The sequence below is a fragment of the Streptomyces siamensis genome, from assembly GCF_039543605.1.
Taxonomy (GTDB): domain Bacteria; phylum Actinomycetota; class Actinomycetes; order Streptomycetales; family Streptomycetaceae; genus Streptomyces; species Streptomyces siamensis.
Window position 1 is genome coordinate 41,762 of sequence record NZ_BAABKB010000019.1, and the last position, 24,453, is coordinate 66,214.

The 24,453-nt window shown below is 71.2% G+C and carries 19 protein-coding genes and 1 tRNA gene; 10 read left to right on the top strand and 10 right to left on the bottom strand.

Going from position 1 to position 24,453, the window contains the following annotated elements; genetic code table 11:
* The first annotated feature begins 81 nt into the window (after positions 1-81).
* The 3 genes from ABEB03_RS24130 to ABEB03_RS24140 all read left to right on the top strand — a co-directional run bounded on the left by ABEB03_RS24130 (position 82) and on the right by ABEB03_RS24140 (position 2,406).
* The gene (locus ABEB03_RS24130) at positions 82-786 is read left to right on the top strand and encodes an antibiotic biosynthesis monooxygenase (RefSeq protein ID WP_345653126.1); all 705 of its coding nucleotides are present in this window, start codon (positions 82-84) and stop codon (positions 784-786) included.
* A gap of 153 nt (positions 787-939) precedes the next feature.
* Positions 940-1,662 (top strand): ArsR/SmtB family transcription factor, encoded by a 723-nt coding sequence (locus tag ABEB03_RS24135; RefSeq protein ID WP_345653129.1) that lies wholly within the window; start codon positions 940-942, stop codon positions 1,660-1,662.
* A gap of 12 nt (positions 1,663-1,674) precedes the next feature.
* A complete protein-coding gene (locus tag ABEB03_RS24140; protein WP_345653132.1) occupies positions 1,675-2,406 on the top strand; it encodes an SRPBCC family protein in 732 nt (243 codons plus the stop codon).
* Positions 2,407-2,524: 118 nt separating this feature from the next.
* Here the strand turns inward: ABEB03_RS24140 and ABEB03_RS24145 are convergent, their stop codons facing one another.
* A complete protein-coding gene (locus ABEB03_RS24145) occupies positions 2,525-4,351 on the bottom strand; it encodes an endonuclease/exonuclease/phosphatase family protein (protein WP_345653135.1) in 1,827 nt (608 codons plus the stop codon).
* A gap of 418 nt (positions 4,352-4,769) precedes the next feature.
* Between ABEB03_RS24145 and ABEB03_RS24150 the strand changes: the two genes are divergently transcribed.
* The 6 genes from ABEB03_RS24150 to ABEB03_RS24175 all read left to right on the top strand — a co-directional run bounded on the left by ABEB03_RS24150 (position 4,770) and on the right by ABEB03_RS24175 (position 11,796).
* On the top strand, positions 4,770-6,191 hold the full coding sequence (locus tag ABEB03_RS24150) for a hypothetical protein (RefSeq protein ID WP_345653138.1): 1,422 nt from the start codon (positions 4,770-4,772) through the stop codon (positions 6,189-6,191).
* A 270-nt stretch (positions 6,192-6,461) separates the two neighbouring features.
* Entirely contained in the window at positions 6,462-7,913 is a 1,452-nt protein-coding gene (locus tag ABEB03_RS24155) for an alkaline phosphatase PhoX (RefSeq protein ID WP_345653141.1), read from the top strand.
* Between the two features lie 71 nt (positions 7,914-7,984).
* Positions 7,985-8,054, top strand: a tRNA-Met gene (locus tag ABEB03_RS24160).
* Positions 8,055-8,425: 371 nt separating this feature from the next.
* The gene (locus ABEB03_RS24165; protein ID WP_345653144.1) at positions 8,426-10,009 is read left to right on the top strand and encodes a TROVE domain-containing protein; all 1,584 of its coding nucleotides are present in this window, start codon (positions 8,426-8,428) and stop codon (positions 10,007-10,009) included.
* Positions 10,010-10,112: 103 nt separating this feature from the next.
* A complete protein-coding gene (locus tag ABEB03_RS24170; RefSeq protein WP_345653147.1) occupies positions 10,113-10,766 on the top strand; it encodes a GntR family transcriptional regulator in 654 nt (217 codons plus the stop codon).
* A 13-nt stretch (positions 10,767-10,779) separates the two neighbouring features.
* On the top strand, positions 10,780-11,796 hold the full coding sequence (locus ABEB03_RS24175; RefSeq protein WP_345653150.1) for a 1-aminocyclopropane-1-carboxylate deaminase: 1,017 nt from the start codon (positions 10,780-10,782) through the stop codon (positions 11,794-11,796).
* Here ABEB03_RS24175 and ABEB03_RS24180 read toward each other — a convergent pair.
* The gene (locus ABEB03_RS24180; RefSeq protein WP_345653152.1) at positions 11,793-13,229 is read right to left on the bottom strand and encodes an MFS transporter; all 1,437 of its coding nucleotides are present in this window, start codon (positions 13,227-13,229) and stop codon (positions 11,793-11,795) included. The genes ABEB03_RS24175 and ABEB03_RS24180 overlap by 4 nt on opposite strands.
* 134 nt (positions 13,230-13,363) lie before the next feature.
* On the opposite strand from ABEB03_RS24180, the gene ABEB03_RS24185 reads away from it, so the two are divergent.
* Positions 13,364-13,930 carry a TetR/AcrR family transcriptional regulator gene (locus ABEB03_RS24185; RefSeq protein WP_345653155.1) on the top strand — a complete coding sequence of 189 codons (567 nt, stop codon included), beginning with the start codon at positions 13,364-13,366 and terminating at the stop codon, positions 13,928-13,930.
* Here the strand turns inward: ABEB03_RS24185 and ABEB03_RS24190 are convergent.
* The 8 genes from ABEB03_RS24190 to ABEB03_RS24225 all read right to left on the bottom strand — a co-directional run bounded on the left by ABEB03_RS24190 (position 13,927) and on the right by ABEB03_RS24225 (position 24,294).
* Entirely contained in the window at positions 13,927-16,554 is a 2,628-nt protein-coding gene (locus tag ABEB03_RS24190) for an NACHT domain-containing protein (protein ID WP_425589293.1), read from the bottom strand. The genes ABEB03_RS24185 and ABEB03_RS24190 overlap by 4 nt on opposite strands.
* A gap of 220 nt (positions 16,555-16,774) precedes the next feature.
* Complete coding sequence (locus ABEB03_RS24195; protein ID WP_345653307.1) at positions 16,775-17,989, bottom strand: TerD family protein; 1,215 nt, start codon at positions 17,987-17,989, stop codon at positions 16,775-16,777.
* Between the two features lie 121 nt (positions 17,990-18,110).
* On the bottom strand, positions 18,111-19,100 hold the full coding sequence (locus ABEB03_RS24200; RefSeq protein WP_345653159.1) for a zinc-dependent alcohol dehydrogenase family protein: 990 nt from the start codon (positions 19,098-19,100) through the stop codon (positions 18,111-18,113).
* The gene (locus ABEB03_RS24205; RefSeq protein ID WP_345653161.1) at positions 19,097-19,975 is read right to left on the bottom strand and encodes a carbohydrate ABC transporter permease; all 879 of its coding nucleotides are present in this window, start codon (positions 19,973-19,975) and stop codon (positions 19,097-19,099) included. The genes ABEB03_RS24200 and ABEB03_RS24205 overlap by 4 nt, the downstream gene beginning before the upstream one ends.
* Positions 19,972-20,910, bottom strand: coding sequence for a carbohydrate ABC transporter permease (locus ABEB03_RS24210; protein WP_345653163.1), 939 nt, complete (start codon positions 20,908-20,910; stop codon positions 19,972-19,974). Before ABEB03_RS24210 ends, ABEB03_RS24205 begins: the two co-directional genes overlap by 4 nt.
* Positions 20,907-22,277 (bottom strand): ABC transporter substrate-binding protein, encoded by a 1,371-nt coding sequence (locus ABEB03_RS24215; RefSeq protein WP_345653166.1) that lies wholly within the window; start codon positions 22,275-22,277, stop codon positions 20,907-20,909. Before ABEB03_RS24215 ends, ABEB03_RS24210 begins: the two co-directional genes overlap by 4 nt.
* 141 nt (positions 22,278-22,418) lie before the next feature.
* A complete protein-coding gene (locus ABEB03_RS24220; RefSeq protein ID WP_095933490.1) occupies positions 22,419-23,189 on the bottom strand; it encodes a DeoR/GlpR family DNA-binding transcription regulator in 771 nt (256 codons plus the stop codon).
* A gap of 295 nt (positions 23,190-23,484) precedes the next feature.
* Complete coding sequence (locus tag ABEB03_RS24225; protein ID WP_345653171.1) at positions 23,485-24,294, bottom strand: NAD-dependent epimerase/dehydratase family protein; 810 nt, start codon at positions 24,292-24,294, stop codon at positions 23,485-23,487.
* Between the last annotated feature and the right edge of the window lie 159 nt (positions 24,295-24,453).

Consider the following 24,453-nt stretch of genomic DNA (forward strand, 5'->3'; position numbering starts at 1 on the left):
CCGGGACGGGCTTGACCTCGACCACGGTCGAGGTCGAAGGGTGGTCGGTACGTCCTTGACGGCCGACCACCGGAGGCCCGTATGACCCGCCGTACCCACGCGCACCCCGACCCCGCCGACCCGCGCGTCGGCGCGCCCTTCTTCAGCGTCTGGAGGCTGGGCACACCGCTGCGCCGGCAGCAGGCGGCCGAAGCCGTCGCCCGGGCCTGGGAGCGCCGCCCCTGGCCCGCCGACGGGCTGCTCGGCCACCATGTGTACGCCGGGCACGACGCCTCCCGTCTGCTGCACTACGCGCAGTGGACGAGCGAACAGGCCCACGAGGCCTACGTGAAGACGCACCGTCAGGAGCGCGCCGACGAGATCGACACCGCCGTCCCCGGCATCGAGCGACTGGGGCCCGGCCGTTTCCGGCGCTACCGCGGCGTCGGTCCGGCGGATCGCGACGGACGTGTCCCCGGCTGCGTCGTGATCGTCGACGTGGAGTTCGAGAGCCCGGACCCCGGCCGGCAGCGTGCCTGGGTCGACGCCGTCCTCGAAGCGCTGGACGGCGAGCCGAACCCGCATCCCGGCGGCATCGGCGCCCACTTCCACCTCGGCACCGACGGCACCCGGGTCCTCAACTACGCCGAGTGGGAGAGCGCCGAGGCCCACCTCGAGGCCCTCGCCGCGCCCGGCGACGGGATCGGCTCGGCCACGGCCCTGTGGGAGCGGGTCCGGAGCTGGCCGGGGCTGAAGAGCAGCACGGTCACCCGGTACGAGCACCTCTACGGCCTCGTACCCGACTGACCCCCCGCACCGGCGGCCCACGGCTCGACCGGCCGTGCCGGTGAGGCGCGTCCCCGGAGGCCCACGGCTCGCCCCGCCCACGCGGCCGCCGCCCGACTCGCCGAACATTTCATCCGTCTGGACAAAAAAAGTTTTCGGTGAGACGGTGGGGTCATGTTGGACGTGACCGTGATCGAGGACGCAGAGGCCGCCGCCGTCTCGCTGGACCCCGTGCGGGCCCGGCTGCTGGCCGAGCTGGCCGCCGGGCCCGCGTCGGCCGCCATGCTGGCCGGCAAGGTCGGACTGCCCCGGCAGAAGGTGAACTACCACCTCAAGGCGCTGGAGCGGCACGGCCTGGTCGAGCTGGCGGGGGAGCGCCGCAAGGGCAACGTGACCGAGCGGCTCATGCGCGCGACCGCCGCCTCGTACGTCATCTCACCGCTCGCCCTGTCCGCCGTGCAGCCCGATCCGGACCGCTTCCGCGACCAGCTGTCCGCCCGCTGGCTGCTCGCCCTCGGCGCCCGGCTGGTCCGGGACGTCGGCTCACTGGTCACCGGTGCGGCGAAGGCCCGCAAACGGCTGGCGACCTACGCGCTGGACGGCGAGGTCCGCTTCGCCTCGGCCGCCGACCGTGCGGCCTTCGTCCAGGAGCTGACGGCCGGAGTGAGCGCCCTGATCCGCAAGTTCGACGCTCCCGGCGCCGACGGCGGACGGGACCACCGGATCGTCGTCGCCCTCCATCCCACGGTCAAGGACCCCGCCGGGACCGGCACCGCCACGACGGACCCCGCGGTGACGGAGAGGGCGGTGACGGAGGCGGCCGGCGCGGAGACCGCGATCGCCGAGGCCGCCGACACCGGCCGGCCCACCCCTGAGAACGACCCCGAGACCCACTGAGCAGGAGCCCCCATGTCCAAGGAATTCGAGATCGCCCGCGAGTACGAGGTCGACGCCACGCCCGAACAGGTGTGGGACGCCCTCACCACCGGTACCGGGGGCTGGCTGTGGCCCATGGAGTTCGACGGCGAGCGTCGTGTGGGCCCCTTCGGATCCACCCTCACCAACTGGGACCCGCCGCACCGGCTGACCTCACGCAGCGAGGACGTCGGGTTCCCCACCCAGAGCCTCAACCAGCTGGACAACACCATCGAGCCGCGCGACGAGGGCCGCCGTGCCTGGGTGCGCTACGTGCACAGCGGGATCTTCACCGACGACTGGGACAACCAGTACGACGGCGCGAGCAAGCACACCGACTTCTATCTGCACACCCTGCGCCAGTACCTCACGCACTTCGCGCCCCGGCCGGTCGCGTTCACGACGCTCAACGGGCCCGCGGCCTCGCAGGCGCCCGACGCGTTCACCGCCGTCGGCCGGGCCCTGGGGCTGTCCGACGACACGGCCGAGGGGGCCAAGGTGACCGCCCGGGGGCCCGGCGGCGGGACCCTGGACGCGGTGGTCGACTACCGCAACCCGTACTTCATCGGCCTGCGCACCGACGACGCCCTCATCCGCTTCTTCGGGCGCAACCACTGGGGCGCGCCGGTCGGCATCAGCGTCCACGACTTCGCGGCGGACGCCGACGCCGGGCGTGACGAAGCCGCCTGGCAGGGCTGGCTGAACGGCGTGTTCGACACCCCGTAGACGCGCCGGGGCCGGCCCCCGCGGGGAACCGGCCCGTGCCGCGGTGTCGCCACCGCGAGCGGACAGGGCAGGAGCCCGGCCCCCCGGACGACGGGGCCGGGCTCCTGCCCGCGCCGGACTACGGCCTGAACCGCAGCACCTGCGGGTCGTGGTCGCTGATCTGGTCGTGGAACTCCGAGTTGATGTGCACGCTGTCGTACTCGAAGTCGCAGTCCCGGCGGATCGAGGGGCTGACCAGGATCTGGTCGAGGACCTGGCTGTTGCCCTGGTAGTCGTAGGTGTAACGCTCGCTCTTCGGCAGCGACTTGATCGCCGACCAGAGCTCGCCGTCACCCTCCAGGATCTTCACGGTGTCCGAGAACTCGAAGTCGTTCATGTCGCCGAGGGCGATGACGTCCGCGTTCTTCTGCGCCTTCAGGATCTCGTCCACGAAGGTGTTCACCAGCGTCGCCTGCGCGTGACGCTGGGTCTCCGAGCTGCGTGTCGGCGGCTGGTACTGCGAGGTCAGACCCTGGTCGCCGCCCTTGGAGTTGAGGTGGTTGGCGATCACGAAGACGGTCCTGCCGCGGAAGACGAACTCACCGGCGAGCGGCTTGCGGCTGCTCTTCCACGCCTCGTCGGCCGGGGCGATCCGGCCCGGGGACGCGGTCAGCTGCGCCTTGCCGTGCACCTTGGTGACGCCCACCGCGGTCGTCGAGTCGCCGCCCGCGCGGTCGGTGAAGGACACCCGCTCGGGGTTGAAGAGGAAGACCTGGCGGATGTTGCCGCCGGGCTCGCCGCCGTCCTGGTCGTTGACCGGGACTATGGAGCGCCAGTCGTACCGGGGGCCGCCCGCCGCGACGATCGCGTCGATCAGCTTGTTCACCGTCTGGTCGGCCGCGACCGTGCCGTCGTCCGTCGCGCCGTTGTTGTCCTGGATCTCCTCCAGGGACACGATGTCGGGCGACCGGAGGTTGTTCACGATCGCGGACGCGTGGGCGGCGAAGGTGGCGTCGCCCGGGTCCAGGTTCTCGACGTTGTACGTCGCGACCGCCAGCTCGCCGCGCGCCTGCTTCTTCGTCGTCTCGCGCTCCAGGCCGCCCTGCTCCAGGGTGCCGAGCTGCCCGGCGACGAGCGTGTAGCCGCCGAACTGGTTGAAGTCGAGCGGGCCCGTGGTGTCGCCGGTGAGCTCGTCGCCCACATTCGCGACCGGGAAGTCGGCCGTCGAGCCCAGGGACTGGATCTGGATCCGGCCCGTGTTCTGCGAGGTGTACGAGCCGTACACCGAGCCACCTCGGTGGCTGGCGTGCTCGCGCGGCTTCACCGTGACCCACAGCTCGCTGTACGGGTCGGTGGCGGTGACCACGCGGGCGTCGCTGACCTGGACGTTCATGCCCTCGAGGGACTCGTAGTAGTCCAGGGCGTACTTCGCCGGCTCCAGGGTCAGGGCGTTGATCGAACCGCTCGCGGCGGTGTCGCCCGCGGGCGCGTAGGTGTCCGGCACGGACCGGGCGTCGACGACCGTCGCGGCCGGGACGGCGTTGCCGCTGGAGACGACGGTCACCGTCGGCTTGGTGATCTCCGTCAGCGACTGGTTGCCGCTGGAGGCACCGCCCGGGACGTACTCCGAGACCGTGCCCGTCACCGTGACCGAGTCGCCGACCGCGACCTTCGGGGTGGAACTGGTGAAGACGAACACGCCCTCACTGGTCGCCGGGTCGTCGTCCGGGGTGGCGTCCTGGATCCAGAAGCCCTTGGACGAGCCGTAGGTACGCACACCGGTGACGATGCCGGCCACGTCCGTGACCTTCTGGCCCGCGAGCGGGGAGATCCGGGTGGTTCCCTGGATGTCGTGGATGTGGACGGTGTCCGCGTGAGCGGGCGTGGTGAGCACCACGGCGGAAAGGGTGGAACAGACCGCGGCGACGGTCAGCGCGCCTGTGCGCGCGGTTCTCCTGCTCGGCAAGGGAATCCCTCCGGGGACGTACGTGAGCGCCGGGACGAGGGTGGAGCTGTGGTCGAACGCGTCCTGCGTGCGGGCCGGTGACGCGCGTAGAAGCCGGCGGATCGCTGACCCGTTCGACTTCTACGCGCGTCAATCTCGTGTGTGGCGAGGGGAGTTGTCAAGGTTTCCGTGGTGTACGGGGGTTGTCGGGGACATGAACCAGGCGGCATGGGTGGAAATCCGTCTAGGCTGAGCGGTCGGCACGGACTCCCCGGCGACCCTCGGATCCTCGCGTCCGGGGACACCTCCTCGGGTCCGGTGCCGCGACAGGGAGGCGCTCCGTGCCCGTTTTCGGGCGCTCTGCGGCTTCTTGTCACCGCTTGCCGCTGCTTTTACGATTGCCCTGCTTGTCCTGGTTGTTCGGAGGAGAACCCAGCCGATGTCAGACAGCTCCCCCCTGCCGCCGGTGCGGCTGCACTCCGAAGCGGAGCTGGCGAGGGACGCGCTCGCCACCCCGCTGCTCTCCCGCGCCGCCCGGCTGGCCCGCTGGGCGGGTCCGGACACACGGGTCGGCGCGGGGGGCGAGCTCGTCGAGGAGCAGCTGCCCGAGGCCGCCGCCCTCCTCGGACTCTCCGGGGACGACGCGGCGGCCTTCGCCGCCACGGCCTGGGGAATGGCCGTCGACACCGGGCTCGTCGAGATCGTGGACGAGGAGGAGGGCACCGTCGCTCCGGGCGAGGACCTCGCCCTTCTCACCTCCGGCGCCCCGCAGGACGTCCTCGGCGTGTGGCTGGCCCTGCTCGACACGGTGCTCGCCGACGCGAGCGTGCCCGACCTCGACGACCTGGTCGACGCGATGGGGGAGAGCGGCGAACTCGACCTCTCCTCCCTGGACTGGGACCCCGAGGCGGAGGCCGAGTTCCTCGAAGGGGTGCTCGGCAACCTGTACCTGCTCACCGTGGGCGACGAAGGCGCCGGCGACGGGACGGTGCCGCTGCCCGCGCTCGCCGCGTCGGTGATCGTGCCCGACGACATGGGAGAGCCCAGCAACGACGTCCTGGAACAGGTGTCGGACGCGATGATGCGGCTCGACGACCAGTTCCGGCTGCTGGAGCCCGCCGGGCTCGTCGACTTCCAGCCCGTCGACGAGGCGCTCATGGCGGACGCCGAGGACCCGGCCGCCGACGACGACACGGACGTGTCCCGGTACGGGATGGTCCGGCTGACCCCGCTCGGCCTGTACGGCCTGCGCGCCCGGCTCCTCGAAGCGGGCCTCGACGCCCCCGCGGTCGGCGACCTCGCGGACAAGGGGGCGGACGCGCTGCTGGACGGCACGGCCGTGTTCCCGCCGACGGCGGCGCAGGCCGAGACCGAACAGTGGCTCGCCCGCCGCGAACCACTGCCCGCCGCACGCGAGTTGCTCGCCGCTGCCCGTGGCGGCGACGCCGGTGGGCCGCTGCGGCGGCTGCGCTGTCAGCAGGCGCTCTCCCTGGTCGGCCCGGAGGCCGAGCCCGCGCTGCGGGAGGTCCTCGACGATCCCGAGCTCGGAGGCCTCGCCCGGGTCTGGCTCTCCGAACACGGTGTGCCCGACGTGCCCCCGCCGTCCGAGGCGATGGTCTTCTGGCTCACCGTCGACACGGTGGCGGCCCAGCTCGCAGCCGAGGGCAACTCCGCGGAACTCCAGGCCCTCGTGGAGGGACTGGCCCAGCAGCACAGCGGTTTCTTCGCCACGGCGTGGCGGGTCGACCATCCGGCCACCGCGGACGTCCTGGAGGCCATGGGGCGCCTGCACCCCGACAAGAAGGTCGCCAAGGAGGCCCGCAAGGCCGCCTTCAAGGCACGCTCGCAGCAGGGCGGTTAGCGGCACGCGCGGTACGCCGGGCGCGACCCCGCCGAGGGGACGCCCGGCGCGGGCGCCGTCGTGGGCGTGGTCGGCCGGCGGACCGGGTGCCCGGTGAGGGTGCGGAGGGGGCGGCGTGCGTCCGGGGTCGTGGTGGATTCATGGAAGCGGGACCGGTGAAGTCGGCCGGTGTTCAACTCCCGTTCAGGCGCGGGCGGGAGCGTGTGGCCGCAACCGAGGTCGCCACCGCCCCCCACGACAGTCCCCCTCCACCGTCACAGGAGACACCACATGTCGCTCACCCGCAGGGACTTCGCCAGACGATCCGCGATCACCGGTGCCGGAGTCGCCCTGGCCGGCAGCGTAGGCGCGCTGGCCACCGCTCCGAACGCCCTCGCCTCCACGGAGACGGACACCGACGGCGCGGGCGAGGCTTCGGGGGCGAAGCACGGCGGCGTCGGCTACGGTCCGCTGCTCCCCGACCCCGACGGCCTGCTCGCCCTGCCCGCCGGGTTCTCCTACCGCGTGATCACCTACAGCGGCAGGACCAAGCTGGAGTCCGGCGAGTTCACGCCCTCCAACCACGACGGCACGTCCACCTTCCGCGGTCCGCGCGGCGCCACCCTCCTGGTCAACAACCACGAGCTCAAGGGCCCCCGCGCCGACTGGCCGCACCCCGTTCCGCTCACCGAGGGCCTGGTCTACGACCCGGCGGCGTCCGGCGGCTGCACGGTCGTCGAGGTGCGGCACGACAAGGTCGCCGAGTGGGTCGGCATCGCGGGCACCTCCACCAACTGCGCCGGCGGAAACACCCCTTGGGGCACCTGGCTCACCTGCGAGGAGACCGAGGACAAGGCCGGCCAGAACGGCATGACCAAGGACCACGGGTACGTCTTCGAGGTGGACCCCGTCGACCGGCGCCGCAACCACGCCCCCAAGCCGATCAAGGCGCTGGGCCGCTACGCCCACGAGGCCGTCGTCGTCGACCCCAAGCGCGGTCGCCTCTACCTCACCGAGGACGCCGCGGGCCCGAACGGCCTCCTCTACCGCTGGACCCCGCCGCAGGGCTTCGAGCACGGCCACGGGCAGCTCGCCACCCTCGCCGACGACGCCGGCTCGCTCCAGGCCTTCAAGTGCTTCGACTCCGGTGGCAAGTTCGTCGACGACCTCTCCCGCGCCACGAAGATCGGCACGGTCTACGGCGTGGACTGGGTGGACGTGCCCGACCGTGACGCGAAGACCACCTCGGTGCGCAAGCAGTTCACCGACGGCCAGGTCACCCGCGCCCGCAAGCTCGAAGGCATGTGGTGGGGCGACGGCGGCGTCTACATCGTCTCCTCGTACGCCCGCAGCGAGAGCCCCGTCCAGCACGACGGCGCCGTCTGGTTCTACGACCCCAAGCGCCGGACCCTGACGCTGAAGGTCCTCATCGGCGTCAACCCCGACCCGTCGGTCGACGGCGCCTTCGACGGCCCCGACAACATCACCGTCTCCCCGTACGGCGGCCTCGTCATCGCCGAGGACGGCGAGGGCATCCAGCACCTCTTCGGCGCCACGGACAGCGGCCGTACGTACCCGATCGCCCGCAACGAGCTGAACATCGGCAGCGAGGAGGAGCCCGAGTACAGCGAGTTCACCGGCGTCACCTTCTCGCCCGACGGCAGCACCCTTTTCGCCAACATCCAGGACCCGGGCATCATGCTCGCCATCACCGGCCCCTGGAAGCGCCAGAAGCGCGGCTGAACTCCCTCGGACGACAGCCCGTATTAATTCGCTCGCCCGGCCCGCGGTCGCCCTCCTAAAGTGATGCACGTCCAGGTGCGAAGGCGGGACCTACTTCCACTCATAATGGGGCGGCCGCGGGTTCGAGTCCCGCCACCGGTACAACGCGCCGGTGTAGCTCAGGGGTCAGAGCACCTTGTCGGTTCCGCCGACCTCGATCTCTGGACACCACAACTTCATGCACCTCCCGGTGCGCGGGCTGCGGCTACTTCTTCTTCCAAAAGAATCCAGAGCCGCCGCCGACTTGATCTCGGGAGGCGCAGCACAAGGTGGGTGCCCGGTGCGCAGGCAGCGGATACTTCAGGGACCTGGTCAAGGAATTGGTGCGGGTTCGAGTCCCGTCATCGGTTCAGGGCCGGTGTGGCGGAAATGGCAGACGCGCCAGGTTACAGCCCGTCGCCGATCTCGACCTCGGTCACCTTCCTTTTGTTGTGCCTCCCTCCGAAACATCCACGAATTCGGGGGAATTCATCATGGCGCGATTCAATCGCAAGGGCGTGCGGGCTCAGCCCGTCTCGCGGGTCACCTCCACGGGCCGCGTGCTCCGTACGTACGAGGGTGGCCGGGGCCGCGAGCGTGACGCGCGCTCCGAGCTCTTTCTGCTGGCCGTCGCCAACTTCGTGTCCCAGCAGACCTTCTACGAGACCGGTGCCGGCCGTGACGACCGCTTCGCCGCGCTCGTCCGCGACCTCGCGGTGGCTGACCCGGCGTGGACCGCCGGTCTGCTCGGCTGGCTGCGCGGCGAGGGCAACCTGCGGACCGCCTCGATCGTGGGCGCCGCCGAGTACGTGAAGGCACGGCTGGACGCGGACGCCGCCGACGGCCCCTCGAACCGCCAGGTCGTGGCCTCCGTGCTGCGCCGGCCGGACGAGCCGGGCGAGCTGCTCGCCTACTGGACCGCCACCTACGGCCGCAACGTGCCGAAGCCCGTGAAGCGCGGTGTCGCCGACGCCGTACGCCGTCTCTACAGCGGCAAGTCGCTGCTGAAGTACGACACGCCGTCCAAGGGCTACCGCTTCGGCGACATCCTCAACCTGGTGCACGCGGCGCCGGACCCGGACAAGCCGTGGCAGGGCGAGCTGTTCCGTTACGCCCTGGACCGGCGGCACAACCCGGACGCGGCGGTGCCGCCCGCGTCCGACCGTGTGCTGACCGCGCACCGCGAGCTGATGGCGCTGCCCGTCGCCGAGCGGCGTGCCGTCGTGACGGCGCCCGACGGCGCCGAGCGGCTCGCGGCCGCCGGCATCACGTGGGAGGCGCTGGCCGGCTGGCTCCAGGGGCCGATGGACAAGGCGGCCTGGGAGGCCGTGATCCCGTCCATGGGTGTGATGGCGCTGGTGCGCAACCTGCGCAACTTCGACGAGGCCGGTGTGTCCGACGAGGTGGCCGGGCAGGTCGCCGCGCGGATCAGCGACCCGGCGGAGGTGGCGCGTTCGCGGCAGTTCCCGTTCCGCTACCTCGCCGCGTACCGGCACGCGCCCTCGCTGCGCTGGTCGTACCCGCTGGAGCGGGCGCTCGGTCACTCGCTGGCCAACGTGCCCGCGCTGCCCGGTCGGACGCTCGTGCTCGTGGACCGCTCGGGTTCGATGTTCTACTCGCGGATGTCCGACCGCTCCGAGCTCAACAGGGCCGACGCGGCGGCGATCTTCGGTACGGCGCTCGCGCTGCGGGCGGCCGACGCGGACCTGGTCGAGTTCGGCACCACGAGCGGCCGGGTGAAGTACCGCAGGGGCGAGTCGGTGCTCAAGGTGCTGGAGCGCTTCGGCGACCTCGGCGGCACCGACACGAGCGCGGCGGTGCGCAAGCACTACCGCAAGCACGACCGGGTGCTGATCGTCACCGACGAGCAGGCCGCGTACAGCCACTACGGCGACCCGACCGAGCAGGTCCCGGCGGACGTGCCGGTCTACACCTGGAACCTCGCCGGATACCGGCCGGGTCACGGCCCCTCCGGGCTCCCCGGCCGGCACACCTTCGGAGGCCTGTCGGACGCGGCCTTCCGGATGGTGCCGCTGCTGGAGAGCGCCCGGGACGCCGACTGGCCGTGGGCGGTGTGACGGCCGGGGTGTCTGCCTGACGGCATGAGGGGAGCGGGGTCCGCACATCGGTGCGGGCCCCGCTCTTGTCGGTCCGGCAGATTGACATCTAACATTTCAGTTCATGGAGGCCATGCGACCCGTGCGGCGGACCCTGCTGAGGGACCGCGCCTACGAAGCGATCCGCGACGCCATCGTGGCCGGGGAGATCGAGCCGGGCGCGGTGGTCCGCGACGCCGAACTCGCCGAGCGGCTCGGGCTGTCCCGGGCTCCTGTGCGGGAGGCCTTCGCGCGGCTGGTCGACGAAGGCCTGCTGGAGACCAAGCCGCAGAGCTACACACGGGTGACTCCGGTCGTGGCCGCCGACGTGCGGGACGCGGCGGCAGTGGTCGGCGCCATGCACGAGCTGGTGACCCGGGTCGCCGTGCCCAGGCTGCGGGACGCCGACGTGGACGCCATGCGCGCGGCCAACGACCGGTTCGCCGCCGCTGTGCGCGCGGGTGACGTGGACGCGGCCCTGGGCGCCGACGACGCACTGCACGACGTCCTCGTCCGGGTGAGCGGCAACCGTGCCGCGGCCGCCACCGTCACCCGCTACACCCCGCTCATCCGCCGTCTGGAGCGCCGGCGCTTCGGGGAGGGCGGCAGCTGCCGCTCGGCGGGACTGCACGAGCGGCTGATCGAAGCCTGCGCGGCCGGCGACGCGGAGGGCGCGGTCCGTGTGACGGCGGAGATCTGGCGGGGCCTGGAGGAGCTCGCCGACGAAGACACCCACTGATCCGGGAGGTTCCATGTCCCTTTCCTCGTACGCCCGTTATCCGCTGCTTTTCGGCCCTTCCCCGGTGCACCGGCTGGAGCGGCTGACCGGGCACCTCGGCGGGGCCGAGCTGTGGGCCAAGCGAGAGGACTGCAACTCCGGTGTCGCGTACGGCGGGAACAAGACCCGCAAGCTGGAGTACCTCGTCGCCGACGCGCTGGCCGAGGGCTGCGACACGCTCGTGTCGATCGGCGGGGTGCAGTCCAACCACACCCGCCAGGTCGCCGCCTGCGCCGCCCGTGCCGGACTCAAGTGCGTGCTGGTCCAGGAGAGTTGGGTGCAGTGGCCGGACTCCGTGTACGACAAGGTCGGCAACATCCTGATCAGCCGGCTCGCCGGGGCCGACGTGCGGCTCGTGCGGGCCGGGTTCGGGATCGGCTTCAAGGAGAGCTGGGAGCAGGCACTGCGCGAGGTCGAGGAGTCGGGCGGGAAGCCCTACGCCGTTCCCGCCGGCGCCTCGGACCACCGTCTCGGCGGGCTGGGCTTCGCGAACTGGGCGTACGAAGTCGCGGAGCAGGAGCGGGAGCTGGGGACCTTCTTCGACACCGTGGTGGTGTGCTCGGTGACCGGGTCGACCCAGGCGGGCATGATCGCCGGGTTCGCCGCCCTGGAGGAGGCGGGCGGAAGGCCGCGGCGCGTCCTCGGGATCGACGCGTCGGCAGAGCCCGCCCGCACCCGGGAGCAGATCGCGAGGATCGCGCGCGACACCGCCCGGCTCATCGGCGTACGGAGGGAACTCACCGAGGCGGACGTCGAGCTCGACGAGCGCTACCACGCGGGTACGTACGGGATCCCCGACGAGAGGACGCTGGAGGCGATGCGGCTCGCCGCGCGGACCGAGGGCATGGTCACCGACCCCGTCTACGAGGGGAAGTCGATGGCCGGGATGATCGACCTCGTCGCGCGCGGCGAGCTGGACCGGGACTCCACCGTGCTCTACGCCCATCTCGGCGGGCAGCCGGCCCTGAACGCGTACAGCGCCCTCTTCTAGACGGCGCGCCGCCGCCCCTTGATCACGATCGCCGACACCAGCAACGCGGCCAGCGCGATCAGCGAGCCGATGCCGAACGCGCGGGCCGCACCCGCGGTGAGGATCTCGGCCGGGGAGCCGGTCGCGTGCCGGGTCGCCGTGCCGAACACCGTGACCAGGACGGAGAGCCCGAGGGTGCCGCCGAGCCACTGAAGGGTCTGCAGCAGGCCGGAGGCGGCACCCGCCTCGCGCGGCTCGACGCGCGCGAGGATGGTCGCGTTCAGGGGCATGAAGCTCAGACCGACACCCACGCCGAGCAGCAGCAGCGGGCCGAGCAGCCCCGCCAGGTAGCCGTCGCCCGGTGCCAGCCGCCACAGCCAGGCTCCCGCGGCGACGAGCAGGGCCATGCCGGTGAGCAGCACCGGCTTGGCGCCGAGGCGCTGGAGCAGTCGCGGCACGCACCGCACGGTCGTGAACATCGCCAGTGTCATGGGCAGGAAGGCGAAGCCCGCGCGCAGCGGGCTGTACTCCAGCACCCGCTGGCTGAACAGGGTGAGGAAGTAGAACGCGCCGAACATGCCCGCGGGCAGCAGCAGGACGCCCGCGTAGCCGCCCGCCCGGTCGCGGTCGGCGAACAGGCGCAGCGGCATGATGGGCTGCCGCGCGCGCGACTCGATCAGGGCGAAGCCCGCGAGCAGGGCCGCCGCGGCGCCGAAGCCGAGCTGTGCCTGCGCGTCGCTCCAGCCCTGGTCCGACACCCGGATGAACGCGTAGACGAGGGAGGTCGTCCCGGCCGTGCCGGTGAGCGCTCCCGCGGCGTCGAACCGGCCCGCGTGGCGCGGGGTCTCGGCCGCGAAGCGGGGGAGGGCGAGGGCCACCGCGAGGCCGATGGGCACATTGATGAGCAGGGCCCAGCGCCAGGACGCCCAGGAGGTGAGCATGCCGCCGAGGACCAGCCCGACCGAGGCGCCGATGCCCGCCATGGAGGAGTAGACGCCGAGGGCGTGGTGCCGGCGGGGGCCGTCCGGGAAGTTCGTGGTGATCAGGGCGAGGGTGCTCGGAGCGATGAGGGCGGCGCCGACGCCCTGGAGCCCCCGGGCGGCGAGCAGCCAGTCGCTCTCGGTGGCGAGTCCGCCGAGCAGGGAGGAGGCGGCGAAGAGGAGTACGCCGGTGGTGAGTGTGCGGCGGCGTCCCGCGATGTCGCCGACCCGGCCGCCGAGGAGGAGCAGGCCGCCGAAGGCGAGGGTGTAGGCGTTCAGGACCCAGGACAGGCCGGTCGGGGTGAAGCGCAGGTCCGTCTGGATGTCGGGCAGGGCGACGTTGACGACGGTGGAGTCGACGCCGACCATCAGATACGCGGTGACGATGACGAACAGGGCGGGGCCGAGCCCGGCGGTTCCGGTCGACGCGGAGGGTGCGCCGGCAGTGGTGGACGGTGCGGACGGGGTGGACATGGGATGCTCCCTGTCTCTTGTCCCCGATGGATGCGTGCGGGCAGCACCGACCGCCCGCGAGGTAAGCGGGGACTGTCTCCGTTTAGTCCTCGTTAAGATACGGAGACGGTCCCCGGTTGGCAAGGAGTATCTGAATGGCGCAGGTCAAGCCGATGCGGGCGGACGCGCGGCGGAACTACGAGCGACTGCTGAAGGAGGCCGCGCTCGCCTTCGCCGAGCACGGGGAGAACGCGTCCCTCGACGACATCGCCAAACGCGCCGGCGTCGGGTCCGGGACGCTGTACCGGCACTTCCCCAACCGGCAGGCGCTGTTGGAGGCCGTGTACGTCGACCGCATCGAGGAGATCGCGGCCCGCGCCGACGCTCTCGCCGCCGAACTCCCGCCCGGCGCCGCGCTGGTGGAGTGGCTGAACGAGCTGAGCGAAGGCATGATCCAGGTCCGCGGCCTCAAGGCACTCCTCGGATCGGCGGTCACCGACGGCAGCTCCGCCGTGGTCACGGCATGCGGCAACTCGGTGAAAGGGGCCGCGGCCCGCCTGGTCGGCGCGGCCCAGCGGGAGGGCACCCTGCGCGCCGACGTGGAGCCGATCGACATCCTGCGCCTGGCCCACGGCGTCGCCACGGCGTCGGAACTGGCGAACGGCGAGGGCAAGCACATCCGGCGCTACCTGTCCCTGCTGACGGAGGGCCTGCGTCCCTAGAGCCCCGAAGCCGGACGCGGCCGACCGACCCACGGCTGCGCGCCACCGTCGCCCGCTGCCGACGGGTCGGGTGGCGGTCCGAGCGGTTCGTCGAGAACTCGTACGGACCGTGGAAGCGTCTCCGTGCCGGAGACCGGCACCTCGAAGAACACGGTGGTCAGGCGGGGCAACTCGCCCAGCCACTCCCAGGTGCACCCCGGATCGACCTCCACCCACAGGTCGCGGAGGCTGCCCGGATCGCACGCGCGCAGGAACGCCTCCGGGGTGAACGGGCCCGAGATCTTGATGTGGGGCCGTCCGCCGAAGCTCCGCAGCGCCCGCAGTTCGGCGGGGCTGGAGACGGGAAAGTACAGGTACTCGTCACTCAGGTGCGCGATGACCTCCTCGCCGTAGCGGTCGCAGTCGAACCGGCTCCAGACCCGGGCCAGTTCGGCGCGGACCCGGATGTCGAGCAGCTCCCCGTACGCGGCCAGCACCGGGATCGCGGGGTCCGTGCCGATCCGTGTAGCCGTCAGAACGGTGAAGTACGCCTCGTCCGGCGTCAGTCCCTCCGGTCCGGGCAGCAGATCCAGGACCACCGGGCCGACGTCGGCGAGGGCGCGCGCCTGTTCAGCCGACTGCGGCGGGATCAGGTCCGCCGCGCGTCGCTGCACCTCGGCCCGTACCGCCGGGTCCAGCTCCGTCGCGTGCTCCAGACAGGCCGCGGCCAGCAGATGCAGTCGGCGGCCCTCCGCCTCCGAGCCGTCGCCGCGCTCCACGAGCCCCGTGAGCAGACGCGCGCGCTCCGACATCCTTGCGTGGGCGACCGACATCCGGATGACGTCCTCCCACTGGTCGAGATGGGCGTGCTGGATCAGGAAATCGAAGTCGAGGCCCTCCACCGCGGCCTTGGCACCCAGGTAGTCCTGGAACGTGCGGTGGATGAAGTCCATCGAGCCCTCGGTCGGCTCGCGCAGCAGGCCACTGCGGATCAGCAGGTGGCGGTAGATGTCGTCAGCGGTGCCCTGCCCGGCGATCTGCGGCATCGACGGCAGGGCGTGCGCCAGAAGACGGACAGCATCGGACCGGTCCATCTCCGATCGCCCGTTGCGGATCATCCAGTAGGCCAGTTTCTGGAGCAGCTGGACGTGATGGGCCTCGCCGATGCGTATGGTGCCGGGCTTGTAGATCCCCCGTTCACGGTCGCGACGGGCCAGCAGCATGGACAGGGCGGCGTCGTAGATCTCCTTGCGGCCGTCAGGCAGATAGCCGCGCCGATCCTGATGCAGGGCACAGATCAGCGCGCACATCAGAGGGTTGGTGGCGAGCCGCCCCAGATCCTGTTTCGCGCGGATCGCACGCAGCAGGTCCTGTGCGTACTGGTCGCCGGTACCGGCGGCCTTGTGCCAGCGTTTGACGAACTCGATCACGTTGTCCCGGCTCATCGAGGCCAGGTCCAGCTCGGCGAAGTCGTCCCCGACCAGCCAGTCTTCGCGCACCGCCGACGGCCTGGACGTGACCAGCCACCGGTTGCTGGGATAGGAGCCGACCAGGTCCTGGAGCCAGCGGCGCGCTTCTTGGCGTTCACTCTCCGGGATCTCGTCGATACCGTCGACGAGGATGAGCCCGCGCCCCGACCGCAGCACGCGGTCGAACCACCCCGTCGGCTGGAGGCTCGCGATCGGGCAGCCCACCTCGGACAGGAACTCGTCGGGTGTGGGCAGGGCCTGACCGCCCCGGGTCAGCGTGCGCAGTGGCAGGACGAAGGGCACGAGTCCGTACAGGTACAGCAGTCGTTCGTCGAGGTCCTTCTGCGCGGTGGACACGGCCAGCCACTGCACCAGCGTCGTCTTGCCGGAACCGGCCACCCCGCGCAGCAGGACCCGGTTGCGGCCCGCGAGCACCTGGTCGGCGGGGAGGAGCATCGGGTTGGTCGTGTCACCCACCGCGTCCAGGCTCAGGTACGCGGCATCCAGCGGCCAGGTGCCCGGTGACTCGGACAGATCGAGGCCGAAGATGGTGAGCTTGCCGTGCTTGGAGGCGATGTACTGGGCGTAGCGTTCCTCGAACGGGGCGTCGGCGGGCGACGGGGTCCGCGCGATCAAGACATCGATCTTGGCCGACAGTTCGTCGATCCGCCGGCTCTGCTCCACCAGGGTGCGGGCGACGAAGGCCGACCTCTGGGTGAAGAAGTGCACGATGTGCAGACAGGCCGTGTCGAGCACGCTCACATAGAGATAGACCGCGTCGCTCGACAGGCCGAGCGTGGCGGACGGGCTCTGCGCCCGCAGATGCTGCGCCAGCGCCGTGTGGCCGAGCTGGACGGCCTGCACGTCGTCCATGTCGATGCTGTCCATGGCGCGCAGTGAATCGGCGACCGCGTGGGCCACGGCCCGTAGTTCGTACGAGGGCAGTCGCTCCGCCACGCCTGTCGACTGCGCCGCGCGTCCGACCAGCTCCTTGGCGATCTTGTGCAGGTCGACTTCGGACAGGACGCGCTTCTCGCCGGTGAACGAGACGAGGCCGGAGATGCGCACCGGTCTGTCGACCAGCCCCGCTCCGGGTCCCTCGGCCACGAACAGTTTCCTGATCAGCGGTGCGACAACGCTTGACGCGAGACGAGCGCCGATGGCAGCGGGATCCATCTACCCCCCCCGTCCGGTGCCTGCGGCGGTTGTCACCACGGTGGTGACTCCGTGGAGCGCACGGACTGAAGCAGACTAGGACAAGGAAGGGCATTGCGCAGGACGAACTGTCCGGGATGTGAAGCACGGCGGTGGTGACCCGAAGTCACCACCGCCGTCTGCGACTTGTGTTCCCGGATGTGCCCGTGCGCTGCCTTCGCGGGCGTGGCCGGGGTGTGGGTCAGAGCGCCTGGGCCGCCGGCTTCACCATGCCGCGGACCGTGCGGGACTTGACGAAGTCGCCCATGGCCGTCATCTCCCACTCGCCGGAGAACTGCTTGATCAGCTTGGCCATCATGACGCCGGTCTGGGCCTCGGCGTTGGTGAGGTCGAAGCGGACCAGTTCCTCGCCGGTGGCGGCGTCGAGAAGACGGCAGTAGGCCTTGGCGACCTCGGTGAACTTCTGGCCGGAGAAGGAGTTCACCGTGAAGACCAGGCCGGTGACCTCCTGGGGCAGGCGGCCGAGGTCCACGACGATCACCTCGTCGTCGCCCCCGCCCTCGCCCGTGAGGTTGTCACCGGAGTGCTTGATCGCGCCGTTCACGATGGAGAGCTTGCCGAAGTAGCAGCTGTCGATGTGGTTGCGCTGGGGGCCGTAGGCGATGACCGAGGCGTCCAGGTCGATGTCCTTGCCGCGGTACGCGGGCTCCCAGCCGAGGCCCATCTTCACCTGGGACAGGAGCGGACGGCCGCCCTTGACCAGGGAGACGGTCTGGTTCTTCTGGAGGCTGACCCGGCCCTTGTCGAGATTGATCTTCCCGGTGCCGGGCGCGGCGGCGGGCGGAGCCGGGGGAGCGGCCGGGGCGGGCGGGACAGCGGCCGTCCGGGGGTCCAGCGGCGGGGCCGGCGGGGTGACGGGCGGCGCGGGCGGCGGGGCGAGGGGCTGTGCGGGGGCCGGTGCCGGTTCCTCCACGGTCACGCCGAAGTCGGTGGCGATGCCCGCCAGGCCGTTCGCATAGCCCTGGCCGACCGCCCGGGCCTTCCAGGCGCCGTTGCGCAGGTAGATCTCCATGACCACCAGGGCCGTCTCCGTGCCCAGGCGGGGCGGGGTGAAGGTGGCCAGGACCGCGTTGTCGTCCGCATTGCGCACGGTGGCGGTGGGCTCGATGCCCTGGAAGGTCTGGCCCGCCGCGTCCGGGCTGGCCGTGACGACGATCTTCTCGATGCCCGGGGGGACCGCGGTCGTGTCGACCGTGATCGCGTCCGGGGCGGTGCCGCCGCCGGAGCGGTAGGTCACACCGGGGCCCGCGGGCTGGTTGTAGAAGATGAAGTCGTCGTCGGAGCGCACCTTGCCGTCGGCGGTGAGCAGCAGGCCCGAAACGTCGAGCCGCACCGGGGCGGTGACGTCCACCGTCACGCGGGAGACGGGGAGAGGGATGTTCGAGCCGGGGGTCATAGCTGTCATGCCGGGGATAACGAGCGGGGCCGCTTTACCGTTCCCTTACCCAAGGAATGATTCCAGCGACCCCGTCGGTCCCATGAGTCCCGTCGGTCCCGTCGGCCCCGCAGGAGGGCGGCTACGGAACCACGACGATCTTGCGTCCCACTCCCTTCGCGAACTGCTCCAGCGCCTGCGGGTAGCTCGTCAGCGGCAGCCGGTCGCTGATGAACACGTCCGGGTCGAGCACCCCCGTGGCGAACAGTTCCGCGGCCCGTTCGAAGCTGTGCAGCACCGCCATCGACCCGGTGATGGTGATCTCCTGGTTGTAGATGCGGTAGGGGTCGATGGTGACCCGGGTCGCGTAGTCGGCCACGCCGAACTGGAGGAAGGTGCCCGCCTTCGCCACCCGGTCCAGGCCGTCCTGGATCGCGGCCGCGTTGCCCGTCGCGTCGATCACCACGTCCCAGCCCTGTGGGCGGTCCAGTTCGTCGGCCCCCGCCGCGGCCGCCGACACGCCCAGGTGCCGGGCCGTGGCCAGCCGTTGCGGGTTCACGTCCACCACGTCCACGCTCGCCGCCCCCGTGCGCTTGGCGAGCTCCAGCATCATCAGGCCCATCGTGCCGGAGCCGTAGACGAGCACATGGGCGCCGAGACGGGCGTTCAGCACGTCGTAGCCGCGGACCGCGCAGGAGAGCGGCTCGACGAGGGCGGCGTCCTCGGTGCGGACGTGCTCGGGCAGCTTCACGCAGTTGGCCACGGGTGCCACCGCGTACTGGGCGGCGCCGCCCGCGGTCGTGACACCGATCGCCGCCCACCGCTCGCACAGGTTGTTGTGGCCCGTGCGGCAGTACCGGCACTCGTAGCAGTACAGGGAGGGGTCCACCGCCACCCGGTCGCCGACCGCGAGCTCCGTGACCCGGTTGCCCACACCGACCACCTCGCCCGCGAACTCGTGGCCGGGCACGATGGGCAGTTCGGGCGCGAACTCGCCCTGGAGGATGTGCAGGTCGGTGCCGCACAGGCCGCAGGCGGCGACCTCGACGACGACCTCGCGGGGGCCCGGCGTCGGGTCCGGGACCTCGGCGACGACGGCCTTGCCCACGGACTCGATGACGGCGGCCTTCATTTCACGGCTCCCAACGACAGGCCCTGGACCAGCTTGTCCTGGGCGGCGAACCCCGCGGCGAGCACCGGCAGGGAGATGACGAGCGACGCGGCGCACACCTTCGCCAGGAACAGCCCCTGGCTGGTGATGAAGCCGGTCAGGAAGACGGGCGCGGTCTCCGCGACCACCCCCGTGAGCACCCGGGCGAAGAGCAGCTCGTTCCAGCTGAAGATGAAGCAGATGAGCGCCGTCGCGGCGATGCCGGGCAGGGCGATCGGGGCGACCACGCGGGCCAGGACCGTCGGCAGCCTGGCGCCGTCGATCTGCGCGGCCTCGATCACCGCGACCGGCACCTCGGCGAGGAAGGACTGCATCATCCACACCGCGATCGGCAGGTTCATGGAGGTGTAGAGGATCACCAGGAGCCAGATGTTGTCCAGCATCCCGGTGTTCTTCGCGAAGAGGTAGATCGGCAGGAGGCCCGCGACCACCGGCAGCATCTTCGTCGACAGGAAGAAGAACAGGACGTCGGTCCACTTCCGCACCGGCCGGACGGACAGCGCGTACGCGGCCGGCAGGGCCAGCAGCAGGACGCAGAGGGTGGAGACCACCGACGCCACCGTGGAGTTGACCAGCGCGGGCCACGGGCTCGCGCCGCCTCCGGTTCCGAAGAACTCGCGGTAGCCGTCCAGGGTGAGTGCGGCGCCCAGGGAGGGCGGGTTGGTCGCGGCGTCCGACTCCGAGTGGAAGGACGTCAGGGCCATCCAGGCGATGGGCAGGAAGAAGACGACTCCGGCCAGCCAGGCCACCAGGCCCAGGCCCGCACCGCGGGCGCGGACGGTGCGGCGGGGACCGCGGGTGCGGCGGGATCGTACGGGTACGGCGGTGGCGCTCATGCGCGGGACACCTCCTCGCGGAACAGGGACGACACCACGCGCAGGGCGAAGGTCGCGATGATGATCGAGCCGATGACGACCAGGACGCCCGCGGCCGACGCGAGGCCGTTCTCGTGGGCCTGGTAGAAGCTCTGGTAGACGGTGTAGGGCAGGTTCGCGGTGCCCAGGCCGCCGGAGGTGAGGGTGAAGACCGCGTCGAAGTTCTGCACGATGTAGATCGACCCCAGGAGCGCGCCCAGTTCCAGATAGCGGCGCAGGTGGGGGAGGGTGAGGTGGCGGAAGATCTGCCAGTCGCTCGCGCCGTCCACCCGCGCGGCCTCGATCTGCTGATGGTCGCGGCTCTGCAGCCCGGCCAGCAGGATCAGCATCATGAACGGCGTCCACTGCCAGACCAGGGAGGCCTCGACCGCCGGCAGCGGGGTGTCCGAGATCCAGTCCGGCTGGGGGCCGCCCACGATGTGCAGGAGCCCGTTGAGCAGGCCGTACTCGGGGTTGTAGAGCACGTGCTTCCAGAGCAGCGCCGCCGCCACCGGGACCACCAGGAAGGGCGCGATCAACAGGGTGCGGACGATGCCGCGGCCCCGGAACCTGCGGTCCAGCAGCAGGGCGAGGCCCAGGCCGACGACCAGGCTGACCAGTACCACGGTGACGGTCAGCACGATCGTCGTCCAGACCGAGTGCCGCAGGTCGGCGTCGGTCAGGACGTCGGAGTAGTTGCCGAGGCCGGTGAAGTGCCGGGCCTTCGGGTAGAGGGCGTTCCAGTCGAAGAAGGAGATCACCAGCGTGGCCACGAAGGGCAGCTGGGTCACGGCGATCATGAAGATCAGGGCGGGCAGCAGCGGGGCGCGGGTGGCCCAGGCGCGCAGCCGTGAGGACGGCCTGCGCAGGGTGCGTACGGGAGTCGCGGCCACGGGGGCCGTCGTCGTGGCGGTCATCGTCCCTCGTACTCCTTGGAGATCTTCTCGGCGAGCTTCTGGGACTTGCTCAGGGCCGAGTCGACGGACTGGCGTCCGGCGATGGCCGCGCTGATCTCCTGCGAGACCTTGGTGCCGAGGTCGGTGAACTCGGGGATGCCGACGAACTGGATGCCGGGCGCGGGACGCGGCTGCACCCCGGGGTCGCGCGGCCGGGCCCCTTCGATGGCCTCGCGGGTCATGTCCTGGAAGGCGGCGGCCTCCTCGCGGTAGGCGGCGTTCGTGTAGGTCGAGGCGCGCTTGCCCGCCGGGACGTTGGACCAGCCGGTGGTGTCCCCGACCAGCTGCTCGTACTGCTTGCTGGACGCCCAGGAGATGAACTTCCAGGCCTTGTCGGAGTTGTGGGAGGCCTTCTGCATGCCCCAGGCCCAGGTGTAGAGCCAGCCCGAGGAGTCGGTCTTCTCGACCGGCGCCGGGACGTAGCCGAGCTTGCCCTTGACCGGGGAGTCGGCCGCCTCCAGCAGGCCGGCGGCCGACGTGGCGTCGTACCACATGGCCGTCTTGCCCTGCGTCATGTTGTTGAGGCACTCGGCGAATCCGGACTGGGCCGCGCCCGACTCGCCGTGCTCGCGGACGAGGTTCACATAGAACTCGGTCGCCTTCTCGAACTCGGGGGAGTCGAGGCGCGCCTTCCAGTCCTTGTCGAACCAGGTGCCGCCGAAGGTGTTCACGACGGTGGTGAGGGGAGCCATCAGCTCGCCCCAGCCGGGCAGGCCGCGCAGACAGATGCCCTTCATGCCGGACTCCGCGCCGTCGGCCCGTGCGGCCAGTTCGCCCACCTGTTCCCAGGTGGGGTGCGCGGGCATGGTGAGCCCCTTCTTCGCGAACACGTCCTTGCGGTACATCAGGAAGGACGACTCGCCGTAGAACGGCTGCCCGTAGAGCTTGCCGTCGTCGGCCGTCAGGGACTGCCGCATCGGCTTCAGGATGTCCTGCTCGTCGTACGCGCCGTCGTCGCGCACGTACGAGTCCATCTCGTGCAGCCAGCCGTTCCTGGCATAGATCGGTATCTCGTAGTTGCTCAGCGTGGCGACGTCGTACTGGCCCGCCTGGTTGGCGAAGTCCTGGCTGATCTTGTCGCGCACGTCGTTCTCCGGCAGCACGGTGAAGTTCACCTTGATGCCGGTCTCTTCGGTGAAGTGCGCCTTGGTGAGCTTCTGGAGCTCCACCATCTGAGGGTTGTTGACCATCAGGACGTTGATGGAGTTGCCTCCGGAGCCCGCGCCGCCAGCTCCGGTCCAGCAGCCGGAGAGCAGCGGGGTGAGCAGCGTCCCTGCGGCGACCGCGGCGAGCAGCGCGCGCGGCCTCCGTCGGCTCGGGGTTCGCATGGATCACTCCTGGACGTATGGGGAGATAAAGGGCGCGACCGGGCACGGACGGGCCCCTGGGGAGGGTCGGTTGGGTTTCTGGATGTGATGAGGGGAGGGGACGAGAGGGGAGGAGAGAGGGAGAGCGGGCGGGTTGGGTTCTCAGACTCGGATGACCTGGGGGCCTTGCAGGGAGTAGCGGTGCGCCTCGGACGCCGGGAGCAGCGTGCTGGTGACGATCGCCTCCAGGGCGGTGACGTCGGCGAACCGGCAGAAGCTGACCGCGCCGAACTTGGTGTGCACACCCGCGAAGACGGTGCGCCGGGAGGCGCGGATCGCCTGCGCCTTGACCTCGCTGACCGCCGGGTCGGGGGTGGTGAGGCCGTGCTCGCGGGAGATGCCGTTCGCGCCGATGTAGGCGAGGTCGATGACGAAGCCGGCGAGCATCTTCGTCGTCCAGTGGTCCACGGTCGCGAGCGTCCCGGGACGGACCCGGCCGCCGAGCAGCAGGACGCTGGTGTGGTCCGCCTCGGCGAGCGCGCCGGCCGTGGCCAGGGACGCGGTGACCACCGTCAGCGGCCGGTCCCTGGGCAGCGCCTCGGCGATGAGCTGCGGGGTGAAGCCCTCGTCAACGAACACGGTCTCGGCGTCCCCGAGCAGCTCGGCCGCCGCGGCTGCGATCCTGCGCTTCTCGGGCACATGGCTCGTGGTGCGGAAGGCGAGCGTGGTCTCGAAGCCGGCGCTCTCCACGGGATAGGCGCCGCCGTGGGTGCGGCGCACCAGGCCGTGGTCCTCCAGGGTGCGCAGATCGCGCCGGACGGTCTCCTTGGCGACGCCCAGTTCGGCGGCGAGCGCGGTGACGTCGACCGAGCCCGCGCGGCGTGCGGCCCGGACGATCTCGCGCTGCCGCTCCTCCGCCGTCATCGCCGTCATGGCCGTCACCCGCTCCCTCGCGCTCCGTCGCACACTGCCCGTTCGGGCCCGGCGGGCCCTTGAGGGAAGTTCTACAGCGGGTTTTCGCCACTGACCAGGCCTGTTGCGTGCCCGATGGTGCCCGGTCGTGCCCGTTTCGCACGGCGGCTGCCCGCGGCGGACCTGGGGCGGAGCGGGGGCCGAGGGGAGATCGGGCAGGGTCCGTGCCCGAACGCGGGAGCGGGCGGGCCCGTTCGGTGCCCGCCCGCTCCCGGGTCGTCGTCCTGTGCCGCCGTGTCGCTGTGCCGAGCCGCCGTCAGTGCGGCCAGATCGGCGGGCGGGTGGTGAAGTGGCCGCCCAGGTGGGCGTGGTCCGGGTTGTCCGGGTCGAGCTCGCCCTGCTCGGCGATCAGCTTCTCCGCGTACGGCTCGGAGTCGTCCCGCGGCTCGTAGCCCAGTGCCCGCGCGGTCGACAGGTCCCACCACAGGCGGGTGTTGGCGGACGAGCCGTAGACGACGGTGTGCCGCACGTCCTCGGCGGTCAGTGCGGCGTGGAAGAGGCGGGCCCCGTCCTCGGGGCTCATCCAGACGGAGAGCATGCGCACGCTCGTCGGCTCGGCGAAGCAGGAGCCGATCCGCACCGAGACGGTCTCCAGACCGTGCTTGTCCCAGTAGAACTGCGCGAGGTCCTCGCCGAACGACTTGGACAGTCCGTAGAAGGTGTCGGGGCGGCGCGGTGTGTCGACGGGGATGAGGGGGTCCTGGCCCTGCGGGCGCGGGGTGAATCCCACCGCGTGGTTGGAGGAGGCGAACACGATCCGGCGTACGCCCTCCTCGCGCGCCGCCTCGTACAGGTTGTACGTCCCCTCGATGTTCGCCTTGAGGATCTTGTCGAAGGAGGCTTCCAGGGAGATGCCCGCGAGGTGGATGATCGCGTCGACGCCACGGACCGCCTCGCGCAGCGCCGCCCGGTCGGAGAGGTCCGCGGTGATCGCGTCCGGCTCGCCCTCGACGGGCAACAGGTCGAGGAGGCGCAGCTCGTAGCCGTACTCCGGCAGCAGTCCCCGCATCAGGGTGCCGAGTCCGCCGGCGGCGCCGGTGAGCAGAACGGTGCGGGGAGCGGGCATGCGGGTGTCTCCTCGGTGCGGGGCGATGTGCCACGACGGGCGGCCGTATTCATGTACGACATTCACATCCGTGGACACGCTAGGGAGTGCCGACCTGCCCCGTCAAGTGTCGCGCGGAGGTGGCGAATCCGCTGCGGTGTTGCGGGTTTGCGCGCTTGA